12 protein-coding genes and 2 tRNA genes are annotated in these 12,936 nt (G+C 51.2%); 6 read left to right on the plus strand and 8 right to left on the minus strand.

Features of this window, described 5'->3' with window-relative positions:
• Window positions 1-1,122 (minus strand): cell division protein FtsZ, encoded by a 1,122-nt coding sequence (gene ftsZ / locus E3E33_RS03675; protein WP_068666284.1) that lies wholly within the window; start codon window positions 1,120-1,122, stop codon window positions 1-3.
• A gap of 120 nt (window positions 1,123-1,242) precedes the next feature.
• A complete protein-coding gene (locus E3E33_RS03680; RefSeq protein WP_012571133.1) occupies window positions 1,243-2,061 on the minus strand; it encodes a D-aminoacyl-tRNA deacylase in 819 nt (272 codons plus the stop codon).
• 224 nt (window positions 2,062-2,285) lie between these two features.
• On the opposite strand from E3E33_RS03680, the gene E3E33_RS03685 reads away from it, so the two are divergent.
• From E3E33_RS03685 to E3E33_RS03695, 3 genes are read left to right on the plus strand one after another with little or no spacing between them, the layout of a single operon-like run.
• Window positions 2,286-3,275: a TAXI family TRAP transporter solute-binding subunit gene (locus E3E33_RS03685; protein ID WP_167711119.1), complete on the plus strand. Its 990-nt coding sequence runs from the start codon at window positions 2,286-2,288 to the stop codon at window positions 3,273-3,275.
• A gap of 14 nt (window positions 3,276-3,289) precedes the next feature.
• Window positions 3,290-3,739, plus strand: coding sequence for a DUF1850 domain-containing protein (locus E3E33_RS03690; protein WP_012571131.1), 450 nt, complete (start codon window positions 3,290-3,292; stop codon window positions 3,737-3,739).
• A 1-nt stretch (window position 3,740) separates the two neighbouring features.
• A complete protein-coding gene (locus tag E3E33_RS03695) occupies window positions 3,741-6,062 on the plus strand; it encodes a TRAP transporter fused permease subunit (RefSeq protein ID WP_167711118.1) in 2,322 nt (773 codons plus the stop codon).
• A gap of 5 nt (window positions 6,063-6,067) precedes the next feature.
• Here E3E33_RS03695 and E3E33_RS03700 read toward each other — a convergent pair whose 3' ends face one another.
• Both E3E33_RS03700 and E3E33_RS03705 read right to left on the minus strand, forming a co-directional pair.
• Window positions 6,068-6,238 carry a hypothetical protein gene (locus E3E33_RS03700; protein ID WP_012571129.1) on the minus strand — a complete coding sequence of 57 codons (171 nt, stop codon included), beginning with the start codon at window positions 6,236-6,238 and terminating at the stop codon, window positions 6,068-6,070.
• 106 nt (window positions 6,239-6,344) lie between these two features.
• Window positions 6,345-7,553: a hypothetical protein gene (locus E3E33_RS03705; RefSeq protein ID WP_012571128.1), complete on the minus strand. Its 1,209-nt coding sequence runs from the start codon at window positions 7,551-7,553 to the stop codon at window positions 6,345-6,347.
• Window positions 7,554-7,606: 53 nt separating this feature from the next.
• On the opposite strand from E3E33_RS03705, the gene E3E33_RS03710 reads away from it, so the two are divergent.
• The 3 genes from E3E33_RS03710 to E3E33_RS03720 all read left to right on the plus strand — a co-directional run bounded on the left by E3E33_RS03710 (window position 7,607) and on the right by E3E33_RS03720 (window position 8,414).
• On the plus strand, window positions 7,607-8,206 hold the full coding sequence (locus tag E3E33_RS03710) for an RNA ligase partner protein (protein ID WP_012571127.1): 600 nt from the start codon (window positions 7,607-7,609) through the stop codon (window positions 8,204-8,206).
• 26 nt (window positions 8,207-8,232) lie between these two features.
• Window positions 8,233-8,309 (plus strand) — tRNA-Thr (locus E3E33_RS03715).
• 27 nt (window positions 8,310-8,336) lie between these two features.
• Window positions 8,337-8,414: transfer RNA gene (locus E3E33_RS03720), tRNA-Pro, on the plus strand.
• 148 nt (window positions 8,415-8,562) lie between these two features.
• On the opposite strand, the gene rpiA is transcribed toward E3E33_RS03720, so the two are convergent.
• Genes rpiA through E3E33_RS03740 form a run of 4 tightly spaced genes read right to left on the minus strand, consistent with a single transcriptional unit; the run spans window position 8,563 to window position 12,930 of the window.
• Window positions 8,563-9,246, minus strand: a complete 684-nt coding sequence (rpiA, locus tag E3E33_RS03725; RefSeq protein ID WP_012571126.1) for a ribose-5-phosphate isomerase RpiA — start codon at window positions 9,244-9,246, stop codon at window positions 8,563-8,565.
• A 4-nt stretch (window positions 9,247-9,250) separates the two neighbouring features.
• Window positions 9,251-9,604, minus strand: a complete 354-nt coding sequence (locus E3E33_RS03730; protein ID WP_337998363.1) for a hypothetical protein — start codon at window positions 9,602-9,604, stop codon at window positions 9,251-9,253.
• 39 nt (window positions 9,605-9,643) lie between these two features.
• Window positions 9,644-10,978, minus strand: coding sequence for a pyridoxal-phosphate dependent enzyme (locus E3E33_RS03735; protein WP_167711155.1), 1,335 nt, complete (start codon window positions 10,976-10,978; stop codon window positions 9,644-9,646).
• Window positions 10,979-10,983: 5 nt separating this feature from the next.
• Window positions 10,984-12,930, minus strand: coding sequence for a beta-CASP ribonuclease aCPSF1 (locus tag E3E33_RS03740; RefSeq protein ID WP_012571123.1), 1,947 nt, complete (start codon window positions 12,928-12,930; stop codon window positions 10,984-10,986).
• Window positions 12,931-12,936 lie beyond the last annotated feature (6 nt).

Consider the following 12,936-nt stretch of genomic DNA (forward strand, 5'->3'; position numbering starts at 1 on the left):
TCAAAGCTCCTCAAGGTCGAGTTTAATAACTTTTCTCTCGGGCTCCTCACCGTAGTAAGTGGGCTCCTCCTCGGCGACAGCGTATGGGGAGCTGACTCCAGTAACCACGATGAGGATCCTTATCATCTTTCCGAGCTCTTCGTCAAGCTGTATTCCCCAGATGACCTGAGCCTCTGGGTCGAGTTTACTCGTGACCAGCTCTATTATCTGCTGGGCCTCCTCGAGCTTGACGTCGCTTCCGCTTATGCTTATGAGCGCTCCCTTGGCACCGCTTATGTCAACGTCGAGAAGTGGGCTGTTGAGTGCCTGCTGGGCAGCTTCGAGGGCCCTCTTCTCGCTGTCGCTCTCGCCAATACCTATCATCGCAACGCCGCCGTCCTTCATGACAGCCCTAACGTCGTTGAAGTCGAGGTTAACAAGTCCTGGCTTGGTGATGAGCTCAGTAATGCCCTTGACGGCCTGGACGAGTATCTCGTCGGCGACCTTGAAGGCCATGTGTATCGGCAGGTTAGGAGCGACCTCCATGAGCTTGTCGTTCGGGATGACAATAACGGTGTCGCTGTTCTTCCTGAGCCTCTCGAGACCGTACTCGGCGTTCTTTATCCTCCTGATGCCCTCGACGGTGAATGGAAGGGTAACGACTGAGACGGTGAGAGCGCCCATCTTCTTGGCTATTTCGGCAACAACTGGAGCGGCCCCAGTACCGGTTCCGCCACCGAGACCGCAGGTGATGAAGACCATGTCGGCACCTTCAAGGGCGTCGCGAATTTCTCTCTCGCTCTCCTTGGCAGCTTCCTCTCCCATCTTGGGGTTGTTTCCTGCACCGAGACCACGGGTAAGTTCTTTACCTATGAGTATCTTCTTGTGAGCTCTAACCTTGAGGAGATCCTGAGCATCAGTGTTGATAGCGATAACCTTCGCACCCTGGATGCCGACCTGCATCATTCTGTTTATAGTGTTACAGCCGGCACCCCCAACACCAACAACATAAATCTTAGCTTGTATCTGCTCCAGAATCCTCCTAAGCTCCTCATCGATGTCGGTCTGCGGAGCCTGGGCCTCCGGAACCTTGTTAAGGTCGGAGGAGGTTCTTTCGATAGCGTCCTCAATCAGCTTCAGCATCTTTTCACCCTCCGGGCAATTTAACATCTGTTTCACTTTGTAGGCAGGTAGTATATAAATTTAGCTAAAGTCGAGTGCTGATTTTAAAATCCCGCTTAACATCTTTAAAGATTTCGATTATCAGTCCCGTATGAACTCCAAGCCGAGCTCCTCAGCCAAAGCTTTCGCCATCTGCCTCGTTTCACCTTTGCTGCCCTTCCAATCAACGTATATGGCATCCACTTTTTCGGCGGTTCTCTCGATGGCCTTGAGAATGAGTTCTTTCTTGAGCGGATGGACATACTTTGGTGCTATGTGGCTGAATGCTAGGTCTGTCTCTAGCGCCCTTTTTGTCTGCTTTGGGGCGTAGTGACCGCCACCTATCCCTATGGCAACTGGGAACTTGGTCTCTCTGTATTTATCCAGCACATATGTTATTGTCTCTGCTAGTATATCTCCTGCCCTGTCGTTCACCCACTCCTCCTCGCTCGAGCCTATTTCGATGAACAGACTCGGGACGTTCAGCTCACTCGGGCCGTGGTGTGTGGCCTCATAGCAGATGATCCAGTTCAGATCATTGAGCTCATTCATCTTGAGGAGCGCAAGCTTCATTGCGCTCGGTTGGGCTATGGCCAGGCTCTCGTCCTTTCCACCATACATTGCGTTGCCCCAGTTACCAGTTATATGAGTGGTAAGTGCAGGCAGCTTCTGTTTGCTGGAGTGCCTCGAGGCGAAGACTATGATTTCAGGGACGAGACCGAGCTGGTGCTCGATGGCCTTGTCGAGGTTGTCGTAGTAAATCATCTCGTCGTTGGTGGTCAGAATGAGCGTATCGCCCTTTGAATAGACGGGATTTCCATCGAAGAGCCTGTCAGTTTCTTTAAAGCCGAAGTTCTCCACCAGTTTTTCCATTATGTTCATTGAAGCTAGGTCTGTCTTCGTCGTCATTATTACCTTCATCTTGCAACCCCCTTGATGCTCGGCTCGGGAATTAAAAGGCTTTACCCGGTCCGAACCTTTACTTTTGTCTAGTGGATACCGAGGGTACGACGTTTCGTGCCCAAAATTTCATAAGGAAGATTTACGAAAAAGTAACGCAAACTATATAACCCGAAATATACTCCAATATCCTAATGTGGTCGTTTGACCATGTATGCACATTAAGGTTTGGGGGTGCACAAAAGATGAAAAAAGTGATGTCAATCGGGCTCGTTGCCGTTTTGGTTCTTGCAGTGGTTATAGCTGGTTGTATTGGCAGTGAAGGAGGTCAGACGACGCAGACCCAGGAGATAACTATCTACACCGGTGGAACCAGCGGAGTTTACTTCCCACTGGGCTCAAAATACGCAGAGATACTCAGCAAGAACGGTGTCAATGCTAAGGCTGTTACCAGCGGTGCGAGTGTTGCCAATGCTAAAGCCATTGGTGATGGAACTGCCCAAGCTGCTATAATGCAGAATGATGTTGCATATTATGCATATCACGGTCTATACATGTTTGAGGGCAACAAGATCGAGAAGCTCCGTGGTGTTGCAGCGCTGTATCCTGAAACCGTCCAATTTGTCGTGAGGGCAGACAGTGACATAAAGAGCCTCCAGGACCTTGCAGGCAAAAAGGTCGCAATCGGCGCCCCCGGAAGCGGTACTGCTGTTGCCGCGGAGCAGATACTCAAAGCTGCAGGGGTATGGGACAGCATCCAGAAAGTTAACCAGGCCTTTAGCGAAGCTTCTCAGAGTCTCAAGCTTGGTCAGGTTGATGCTGCAGTCATAGTCTCGGGTGCTCCAACACCTGCAGTCAACCAGATTGCCGTTCAGACTCCCGTCAGGATTCTCCCGATTCCAGACGACATTCTAAACAAGCTTAAAAATGAGGGATACATCTTCTATGTGAGGCAGGTTCTCCCCAAGGACACGTACAACGGAATGACTGAAGACACTCCGACAGTTGCAGTTAAAGCTGTTCTCGTCGTCAGTGCCGATCTCCCAGAGGACGTCGTGTATCAGATGACCAAGATACTCTTTGACAACGTTGCCGAGCTCCAGAAAGTCCACGCCAAGACCCAGTACATAAGCCTCGAGACTGCACTCGATGGCATGAGCATCCCGCTCCATCCTGGAGCCGCTAAATACTACGAAGAGAAGGGCATGACTATCCCGTCAGAGCTCAAACCTTGAATGGGTGAGCATCCTTGAGGAAGTCTTTTATTTTTTTGACTTTCCTGCTATCTTTAATTCTACTCTCCTATCCCCTGAAGGTTTTCATGATAAGCGATGGAGTCTCAAAGAGCGTCTTCCTTTTGGGGGATGTTAACGTAACCATAAAATACGTCCACAGTGTCCAAAGAAGTGAAGTCATCGAAGTCCTGAAAGTGAATAGGAGTGGCATCTACGCGGAGGAAATGCGATGGAGGGATTTCGGTGCGGGTCTCCCGGAAGATATTCAATCCACAGAAAACGGTTACTACGTCAAGAAAATCAACATTCCCCTTGGGGAGAGCTTGGACTTCTGGTTCATCCCCTTGAATAGCGCTGAAATCTGGGTAAATGGGAAGTTAGTTTTTTCACCCAGACGAGAAACCCTTGTTGAATTTGAGGTTAAGGAATGCAGTCTGTTCGAGATAGCGATTGGGAGGTGTTAAAATGGCCGTGGAGGATAAAAAGCCTAAAAAGAAAGCGGAAGAAGTCGAGGGGGTTGTGCTCGAAAAGATCCGGGTACTGCCTCCTTCGCTCGAACGCCTCGTAACCATAGCAGCGATTCTTATAGGCATCTACGAAATACTGTTTATATTCAACTTCAACTACACACTATACGACATGTTTTCCCGTATGGGTATCGAAATAAGTTTTCTGAAGACGACGTTCCAAACAAAACAGGGAGAAGCATTTGTTTTGGCCATGATACTCTTTATTACGTTCATGCTCTACCCAATTCGTAAGAAAGAGAAATACCTGAAAAAGGTACCAGTTTATGACTATGTACTGGCAGCTCTCGGAGTTATCTCATCACTATACCTGTTTGCAGTTTACCAACGCTACGCTGAGTTCGCCGAAGTAACACAGACCGATGTCATATTTGGCATTATGGCAATAATTCTCGTCCTTGAAGCAACACGTAGAGTCCTCGGATGGGTTCTGCCACTCGTTGTCACAGTATTTCTGCTATACGGAATCAACAACATAGGCTTCAACTGGATACGATTTACCCAGCAACTCTACTTTGATGAAGGAATCTTTGGAATTCCGTTCTTCGTCATGACAATATACGTATTTGCTTTCGTGTTCTTTGGAGCATTCCTTCTCAGGATAGGCATCAGCGACTACATTACCGAATTCATGATAGCGCTTTTCGGTTCCCGTCCGGGTGGACCTGCAAAGGCCGCCGTTGTTTCAAGTGGCCTCATGGGGACCGTCAGCGGATCTAGTGTTGCAAACGTCCTCACAACTGGAACTTTCACGATACCCCTCATGAAAAAAGCTGGATATCCCCCCGAGATAGCCGGTGCCGTTGAGCCGGTTGCATCAACAGGCGGACAGCTGATGCCTCCAATAATGGGTGCAGCAGCATTCATAATGGCCGAGTTCCTTGGAATACCATACAACAAGTTGATAATAGCTGCTGTCATCCCAGCTCTCGTGTATTATTCCGGCGTCTACATCTTCATAGACCTCGAGACTAAAAGGCTTGGACTCAAGAGCATGGCAGTTGAAGAGTCAAAGAAGCTCGGGTATTTCCTCAGAAAGCTCTATATCCTCTTGCCCGTAGCAGTCATTACAGTCGCTCTCGTCTGGGGAATCCCACCCCACATATCTGCCATCTCATCCCTTGGAATTGCCATTTGGGTAGCCTGGATCGCTAGGGACGAGATAAATGGTCACGAAGGGTTCTATGTCGGCATTGTCCTCCTAACGACTCTCATGATGTTTACAGGAAAGTCAATGACAGGACTTGTTGCGGGTCTTTTAGTGGTTCTCTCGCTTGTACTGGTGGGCCTAGCGTTTATGACGGACCTAGTAGACTTCAACGAAAAACTCTATATCAGCCTGATGTTCATACTTTTCATAGCCCTCACCAAGCATCTCGGAATGACCAAGGAGCAGATACTGCTGATGAGCGGTGTCATGGGAATTGCCTTCTCTCTCATCGTGGGATACATATCCAATAGTGAAGAGGGCAGGCGGATGTACTCGGCGACTTATGAGTCAGTCATTGACGCAGGCAAAACCAGTACCAGCGTCATGCTAGCAGCAGCTTCTGCAGGCTTGATTCAGGGAGTTCTAACAATGACCGGCCTCGTTACCCGCATTGGATATCGCCTCGTTGATTTGACTGCCGGGAACCTATTACTGCTGCTGATCCTTACTATGGTATTCAGCCTCATCCTAGGAATGGGGGTTCCTACGACCGCCAACTACATTATCACCTCTCTAGTTGCGGCACCTGCTATTTTCAATGCAGTTCAAAGTGTTGCCCCGTACGACCAGCCAGTTCCAGGCTTCGCCACTGCGATAGCTCTTCTCGCGGCGCACTTCTTCGTCTTCTACTTTGGTATACTAGCAGACGTCACTCCACCGGTTGCCCTAGCAAGCTACGCAGGTTCAGCTTTAGCTGGTGGAGACTTTTGGAAGACTGCCATGAACGCGGTCAAGTACGCCTTAGCTGGCTACATAGGACCCTACATCTATTTCACTCACCCGGAGATGTTCCTGATAACGGTTCCAGAATGGAACATTGCAACGGCACTCAGAGTGCTCTATTACCTCCTGGCGACTCTGTTCATAATGTACCTGCTGGCGATAGCACTGACTGGATTCTATAAGACACACCTGAAGAAGTGGGTTAGAATAATACTAGTGGTCATTGGGCTGGCAGGAGTGACACTGAACCCAATAATCATTGGGACAGGAGTCGCTGCTTGGCTTGGCCTGAAGTTCTACGGAGTCAGAGTTTCTGTGGGGGCATAGCCCCCTCAATCCTCTATCATTTCGTTCATTGTTTTTATTATTTCCTCGGAGGTTCTCGTAATCTGAGTGGCGGCATCGCTGGCCGTTCTTTGGGCTATCCTAATGGTGAACATGGCCATCACTAAGGCAAGTGCCGTCATCATGAGGTATTCTACCACAGCCTGGGCTCGCCTCATGCTATCACCCCCTTTCACCTCTCAATATATATTAAGTAACTTTTGGTTAATAAAATTTTGGGTGGGTAACTGTCCAAAAAGAGGTAGAAAAAATACATTATGGACATCAGTACAGCATGACTTCAAAGCCAAGTTCGCTGAGGAGATCCGCCAGCTCCTCGCTATCCACATAAACCAGCAGATGGTGGTTGCCTAGGGTGCCGTCTATGAAGTCCCTGGCTTCTTCTATCCGGAGCTTCATCTGGGTTCTGCAGCGGTGCTCGCTGCGCTCCCTTCCAACGACTTCAACACCGGCAACGACGGCTTTTCTGCCGCGTATTTTGAGGAGTGAGGCTTTGCCCTTTGGCAGCTCGACCTCAACGCCAACTCCCATTCCGCTCTCAAAGTGTGACCTTATGATGTATCCACTGATGAGGGGAGCGGTACAATGGGCAAGGATGATGTAGTCGTCGCCGTAGTCAGCTATGTTGCCCATGAATGCTGGCTTGTCGAAGAAACGCTTCACTATCGCCATCCCTAGGAGTGCGTTCAGCTCTCCCTCGCATGCCGCTGGAATTCCCTCCGCATTGAACATCGCAAGGGCCAAGCAGGGTGTGGCCTTTATCTTCATTATGAGGTCAAAGCAGCCTATTGTGAAACCATCCAGGTGATAGTCTTCAAGGATGCGCTTGATGGCTAGATAAATCCTCCCGGCTTTGACCAGATCCTCCCGCTTGGGTTCTTTTATCTCTCTGGCCTTTGCCACTATCTCCTCGACAACCTTCCAGCCCTCAGCGTCGGTCGTTGCCTCATAGTACTCGTAGAACTTCTTGAGGCTTATGCTGGTGTAGGGTAGCTCGAACTTCTCGTTTATGAGCCACGGCGAGACACGGCCTATTATGCCAAGGCGCATCCTCAGGAACTTGTCAAGGGTCTCTTTCATGTCCTCGTAACCGAGAAGGGCGGCTTTGAGTCCGTTAAAGTCCTTGACGAGGGTTGAGGGAACGAGTCTGTCCCTGAAGTATTCGCGCAGCTCTATTCCCGCCGCGAGGGAGTTATTGAATGTGTCGCCGTAGATTATTATCGGCCTTCTGTAAACCGCGAACTCCTTTAAGGCTCCTTCGGTTCCACCAGTCAGAGGATAAAGGACTATCGCATCAACCTCATTGAAGTTTACCTCTTCCTTGGCTTCCTTGAAGTCCCTCTTGGTGGAAATAAAGAAGCCCCCAACGACGTCGAACTCCTTCGCGAGCTCGGTTATGAACTTAGATGCTTTCTTCTCAAAGGTCTTTGGACTTGCCAGCTCGCTTACTCCAAAAACGACTCCGACTCTCATACTTTCCACCTAACTGTTTTAAACTTCCCCGCTTAAATAAGCTTGTGGTGGTCATGAGGTTCGTGCTCGATACGAGCATCTTTGTCAATCCAGAAATAAGGCGAAAGTTTGGGGACAACCCGACCGAGGCTATGAGAACATTTCTTGGATATGCTGAGATGCTCTTCGGTAGGGTGGAGTTCTACATGCCCCCCGGTATCTACCGCGAGGTTATGCATTTCGTCGATGAAGACGAACTCCTGCCTGAAATCGAGCTCTACATCATAAAGAAGCCCCCCAACGTCCACGACATTAAGATTCCCGCCTTTGTAGTCTACGAACTGATTGACGACATAAGGAGGCGCATAGACAAGGGCCTCCGCGTCGCTGAGAAAGCCGTCCGCGAGAGTGTAATCGAAACTGACAACGTCGATAGAATAATCCAGAAGCTGAGGCGGAACTACCGCAAAGCCCTCCGTGAGGGCATCGTTGATAGCAAGGAAGATTTTGAGCTTATCTTACTAGCAAAAGAGCTCGATGCGACGATAGTTTCTGCTGATGTCGGGATACTCACCTGGGCTCAGAAGATGGGCATCAAGTGGATCGACGCGGCCAACTTTCGTGAGGTTCTTGAGGGCCTCGTGGCAAAAATGGGCGAAGGGAAAAATTTATAAATGCTCACCTGCATGGTATCATCGACGCCCCGGTGGCTCAGCCTGGTGGAGCGGCCGCTTGGTAAGCGGCAGGTCGCGGGTTCAAACCCCGCCCGGGGCTCCAAACTTCTTGAAGGACTATTCTGGGCAAGGGGCCGTGGGGTAGCTTGGTCCATCCTGCGGGCTTTGGGAGCCCGTGACCCGGGTTCAAATCCCGGCGGCCCCACCAGTACAGCACTTGCAGAGCAAGCGCAGGCGGAAAGATTCTAACTGCTTCTGAAATGCTGAACCCTAGGGTTTTGTGCACTTAACAGTCCCAGATCATTCACAGAAGGCCAACATAGAAGAGACGCATAGAAAAGACAAAATCGAAGAATTCAGCGCTCCATCCTCTTAACTCCTTCCCTCGTACCGACGAGGACAATGTCAGCTATGTCAGCAAAGATGCCGTTCTCGACGACGCCGGGGATGTTGTTTAGCTCTATCTCGAGGTCAAGCGGGTCGTCTATCCTGTGGAACCTCGCGTCGAGGATGAAGTTACCGTTCTCTGTAACGACCGGACCGTCCTTCTTGCTCGCCATCCTGAGCTCAGCCGTGGCGTTGAAGACCTCGAGCTCCTCTGCTATTGCGCGCCAAGCGGCAGGAATAACCTCTATGGGAACCGGCATCTTCTGGCCGAGCCTCTCCACGAGCTTGCTCTCATCAACGAGGACGAGGAAGGTTCCGGCGCGGTACTCGATGATTTTCTCCATGGTCAAAGCCGCACCGCGCCCCTTTATGAGATTGAGGTACGGGTCAACCTCATCAGCGCCGTCGACGGCTATGTCTATAGCATCAACTTCATCAAGGTTGACCACCGGAACGCCGTACTCGAGAGCGAGAAGCCGTGCCTGATAAGAGGTTGGAACACCGTAGACGTCCTCAAGCTCCTCCTCCATGATGAGCTTGCCAAGGTACTCGATGAAATAGGCGGTTGTTGAGCCGGTACCGAGGCCCACTACCATATCATCCTCGATGAACTTCAGGGCCTCCTTTGCGACGGCTCTTTTCAGTTCTTCCATACGCTCACCCCGCCACCGCTCCGTTCTGCGTGAGTTGATACAGCAGGCTCTGGTTTGAGTAGAACTGGGGCTGGAAGTTTATCACTAGCGTGTAGCTGAGCATGGTGAAGTAGAGCCAGAACAGGAACCAGCTCCAGAAGGCCTTCTTCAGAATCATGCGCTCGTCCTCTATCTCTGGTGGCAGCTCTTTTATTAGAGCGAGCACGAACTTGTCGATGACGAAGTATAGCGCGATGCCGAGCAGCCAGCCGTACTGAACCTTAGCTGCAGCTATTCCGCTGATTAATCCGGTGATCAGTCCCCATAGATACACGGACAGTGAAAACTTATGCTCAATCGTCAGCTTCACATTCTTCACCTACGGTTAGCTTTAAAAAGATGTTTTAAAACCTTTCCGTTAGGCAGAGAGCGTCTCGAGGAACTTCCTACCCTTCTCCGTGAGCCCGTAGTACACGCGCCGTCCCTTCTTGTGAGATTCCTCTATGAGACCGAGGCTTTCGAGCTCGCGCAGGTGCTGATAGACGGCCTGATACTTGAGGGGCTTCTCCAGTGCTTCCCATATCTCGTAGCCATACATGCTCCTTTCGCTGAGCAGCTTTAGGATTTCGAGCTTGGTTCCTCCAAGGGTGAACTTTTCCCTGCCCTCCGAATAGTGACCTTTTAATCCGGAGCTCGTCACGATTAGGGCTATTCTGTCGTCCCTCTCAAAATAGTCCTCCTCGGCGAGCTTGAGGAGTGCCGGGACTATTACCACCGAAGCGTACTCGGCAAAGATACCCTCCTTCGCGAGGAGCCTCTCACCCAAATCAAGCTCGTCTTCCCCAACGAGGACTGCAGTTCCGTCCGTCTCCCGTATAGCCTCAAGGGCGAGCTCTTTCGTGAGGGGGTTCTTGACGTAGAGAGCCAGAGCTTTGGTCGGCTCGGCCTTAGGCTCAACGCCGAGAACCTCGCTCGCTATAGGGGAGCATCTCTCAGTTTGAACTGCTATGAGCTTGGGCATCTCCTCGATTACGCCAATCTCTAGGAGTTCCCTAAAACCTTTGTAGATGCTGTAAAGGTTGCTGCCGCTTCCAGTAGGCACAATCACGTGGGTAGGGTTGAGCTCCTCCCAGAGCTCGAAAGCCACCGTTTTCTGGCCCTCAAGACCAATCAGGTTGCTCTCGGGGGTGATGTTGTACAGGCCCCTACCTTCAGCCAGCCCCTCAGCGTAGCTTATGCCCTCGTCAACGCTCTCGCCGTAGCGTATGATTTTGGCCCCAAAGGCAACAATCTGAGTTAGCTTGCACTTCTCTATGAGCTTGGGGACTACCGTGTAGGCCTCTTTGCCAGCTCTGGCTGCATAGGCCGCGAGGGAAGCTGCCGCGTTCCCGTTGCTGGCAACGACGAAACCGTTCTCAGCATGGGGTAGGCCATAGGAAACGGCAACAGTGATGAGCCTGTCCCTGAAGGAGCCGGTCGGGTTCCTCGTTTCATCCTTGATGAAGACGTTTAGTCCGAGTTCCTCACCAAGTTTGGCTCTCAGAAGAGGCGTTCCACCCTCGTGGAGGCTGACAATCTCATTAACGTCTGGCAGAAGCTCCCTGTAGCGCCATACGCCCTTCTTACGGTTTCCCCATCTGGACACATCAACATTCTCATAGTCGTAGGCTATCCTAAGTGGTTCGCCACAGGAGCATGTAGGGGGAATAAGGGAAGAATAGAGCCTCCCGCAGGAGGGACACCTAACGAACATATCCATCACTTCAGCCGGATTGCGTCGAGGTTGTTTGGGGCCCTCGTGCTGATGCCGAACTTCTTGTGGATGCTTGTCGAGAGGTCAAGACACTTGTGGGGCTCTCCGTGGACTGTTATGATCCTCTCGGGCCTCGGTCTCAGCCTTGCTATGTAGCTTATGAGCTCCCTCCTGTCGGCGTGACCTGAGAATCCGTCGATGGTGTGAACCTCCATGTTGACCTTGACGACCTCGGTCTTGCCCCCCTCGCCGACGAGCGGGATTTCCCTGAGTCCCCTCTGCACCTGTCTTCCGAGGGTTCCCTCTGCCTGGTAGCTGACGAATATCATGCTGTTCTTTGGATCCGGAGCGAGCTGCTTGAAGTACTCCACGCTCGGTCCGCCGACAAGCATGCCCGAAGTAGCTATGATTATCGCCGGCTCACCGCTGTCTATGATGTCCTGCCTCTCCCTGGAGTTGGCGACGGGCTTGAATATCGGATTGAGGAATGGGTTGTAGCCCTCGTGGAATATCTGCTCGCGGAGGTGTCTGCTGAGGTATTCTGGATAGGCCGTATGTATGGCGGTGGCCTCCCAAATCATTCCGTCGAGGTAAATCGGCACCTCTATGCCACCAACCCTCGCGTACTCCTCGAGAACCATCATTATCTCCTGGGCCCTACCGACGGCCATGGCCGGAATGAGAACCTTGCCCTTCCTCCTTATTGTCTGGTGAATGACCTCAATCAGGCGCTTCTCAGCTTCCTCACGCGGCATCTGATGGTCGTTGCTTCCACCGTAGGTAGACTCCATGACGAGGGTCTCGAGCCTTGGGAACCTCGAAACGGCCGGTTCGAAAAGCCTCGTTGGGATGAACTTGAAGTCTCCGGTAATTGCTATGTTGTGAAGTCCGTTTCCTATGTGGAGATGAACTATGGAAGAACCAAGGATGTGGCCGGCGTTGTGGAGCGTTAAACGCATGTCTGGCGCTATGTCCCTGACCTCGCCGTAATCCAGGGTTATGGTGTGCTTGATGACCTCTTTGATGTCCCTCGGTCTGTAAAGCGGCTCGACACCGTTCATCTGCTGAATCTCGATAAAGTCCTGCTGGAGGAGAACCATAAGGTCCCTGGTCGGTGGAGTCGTGTATATTGGTCCGTCGAAGAGCTTGTAGCGGAAGAGATATGGAAGCATACCGCTGTGGTCGAGGTGAGCATGAGTTATGATTATCGCATCGAGAAGGCCTGCATCCAGGACGTAACGAAACTCCGGAGCATCGAAGTGTGGGAAGGCCTTCTTGGGGTCACGGAGGGCAGCTATGTTAACACCGAAGTCAACCAAAACATAACTCTCGTTGGTCTGGACGAGAAGGGCACTCCTACCGACTTCCCTGAAGCCTCCGAGACCGGTTATCCTTATCCACTCGCTCTTGAGTTCGGGCTTGCGGTAGATGTTCCTGCCGACCTGACGGAGGAACTTCCTCCTGTCCTTGCTCTCGGTCTGGAGTATCTGTCTGATGGAGTATATCGTCTGGCTCTGGAGCGGAGGAGTTCGTATCACCTTGGGAGCCCAGTGAACCTTCTGGGTTATTGAGCGGAGCGTTTCACCGTTCTTACCTATCACTAGACCCGGCTTCTTGGCTTCTATGAGGACCTCACCCACGGACGGATCAAAGCTGATGCTGGTTATCTCTGCCTCCGGCGGAACTATCTCTTTTATCATTTCTTCGGCCTTCTCCGGTGGGAGAAGAACTTCCGGATCAGGCCTGACACTTATCCTTTTCTTGAGAACCTTGGCGAGGTTCTTGATGAGCTCTCCATCCTGCATTATTGCCTCGGGGTTCTTAACGTAGATGACGAGCTCCGGTCCCTCGAACTCGATGTCTGTTATTCTAGCTTCCCTCGGAACCATCTGCGAGATTACCGCTTTTATATCACGTAGAATGTCGTCAACAAACGTCTCTCTCCTTATCAAAGTCAC

Source organism: Thermococcus sp. GR5 (assembly GCF_012027535.1).
GTDB classification, from domain to species: Archaea; Methanobacteriota_B; Thermococci; order Thermococcales; family Thermococcaceae; genus Thermococcus; species Thermococcus onnurineus.

Coding starts and splice junctions, on each gene's coding strand:
- ftsZ (WP_068666284.1), bottom strand. CDS start 1,122: ATGCTGAAGCTGATTGAGGACGCTATCGAAAGAACCTCCTCCGACCTT.
- E3E33_RS03680 (WP_012571133.1), bottom strand. CDS start 2,061: ATGAAGGTAATAATGACGACGAAGACAGACCTAGCTTCAATGAACATA.
- E3E33_RS03685 (WP_167711119.1), top strand. CDS start 2,286: ATGAAAAAAGTGATGTCAATCGGGCTCGTTGCCGTTTTGGTTCTTGCA.
- E3E33_RS03695 (WP_167711118.1), top strand. CDS start 3,741: ATGGCCGTGGAGGATAAAAAGCCTAAAAAGAAAGCGGAAGAAGTCGAG.
- E3E33_RS03700 (WP_012571129.1), bottom strand. CDS start 6,238: ATGAGGCGAGCCCAGGCTGTGGTAGAATACCTCATGATGACGGCACTT.
- E3E33_RS03705 (WP_012571128.1), bottom strand. CDS start 7,553: ATGAGAGTCGGAGTCGTTTTTGGAGTAAGCGAGCTGGCAAGTCCAAAG.
- E3E33_RS03710 (WP_012571127.1), top strand. CDS start 7,607: ATGAGGTTCGTGCTCGATACGAGCATCTTTGTCAATCCAGAAATAAGG.
- rpiA (WP_012571126.1), bottom strand. CDS start 9,246: ATGGAAGAACTGAAAAGAGCCGTCGCAAAGGAGGCCCTGAAGTTCATC.
- E3E33_RS03735 (WP_167711155.1), bottom strand. CDS start 10,978: ATGTTCGTTAGGTGTCCCTCCTGCGGGAGGCTCTATTCTTCCCTTATT.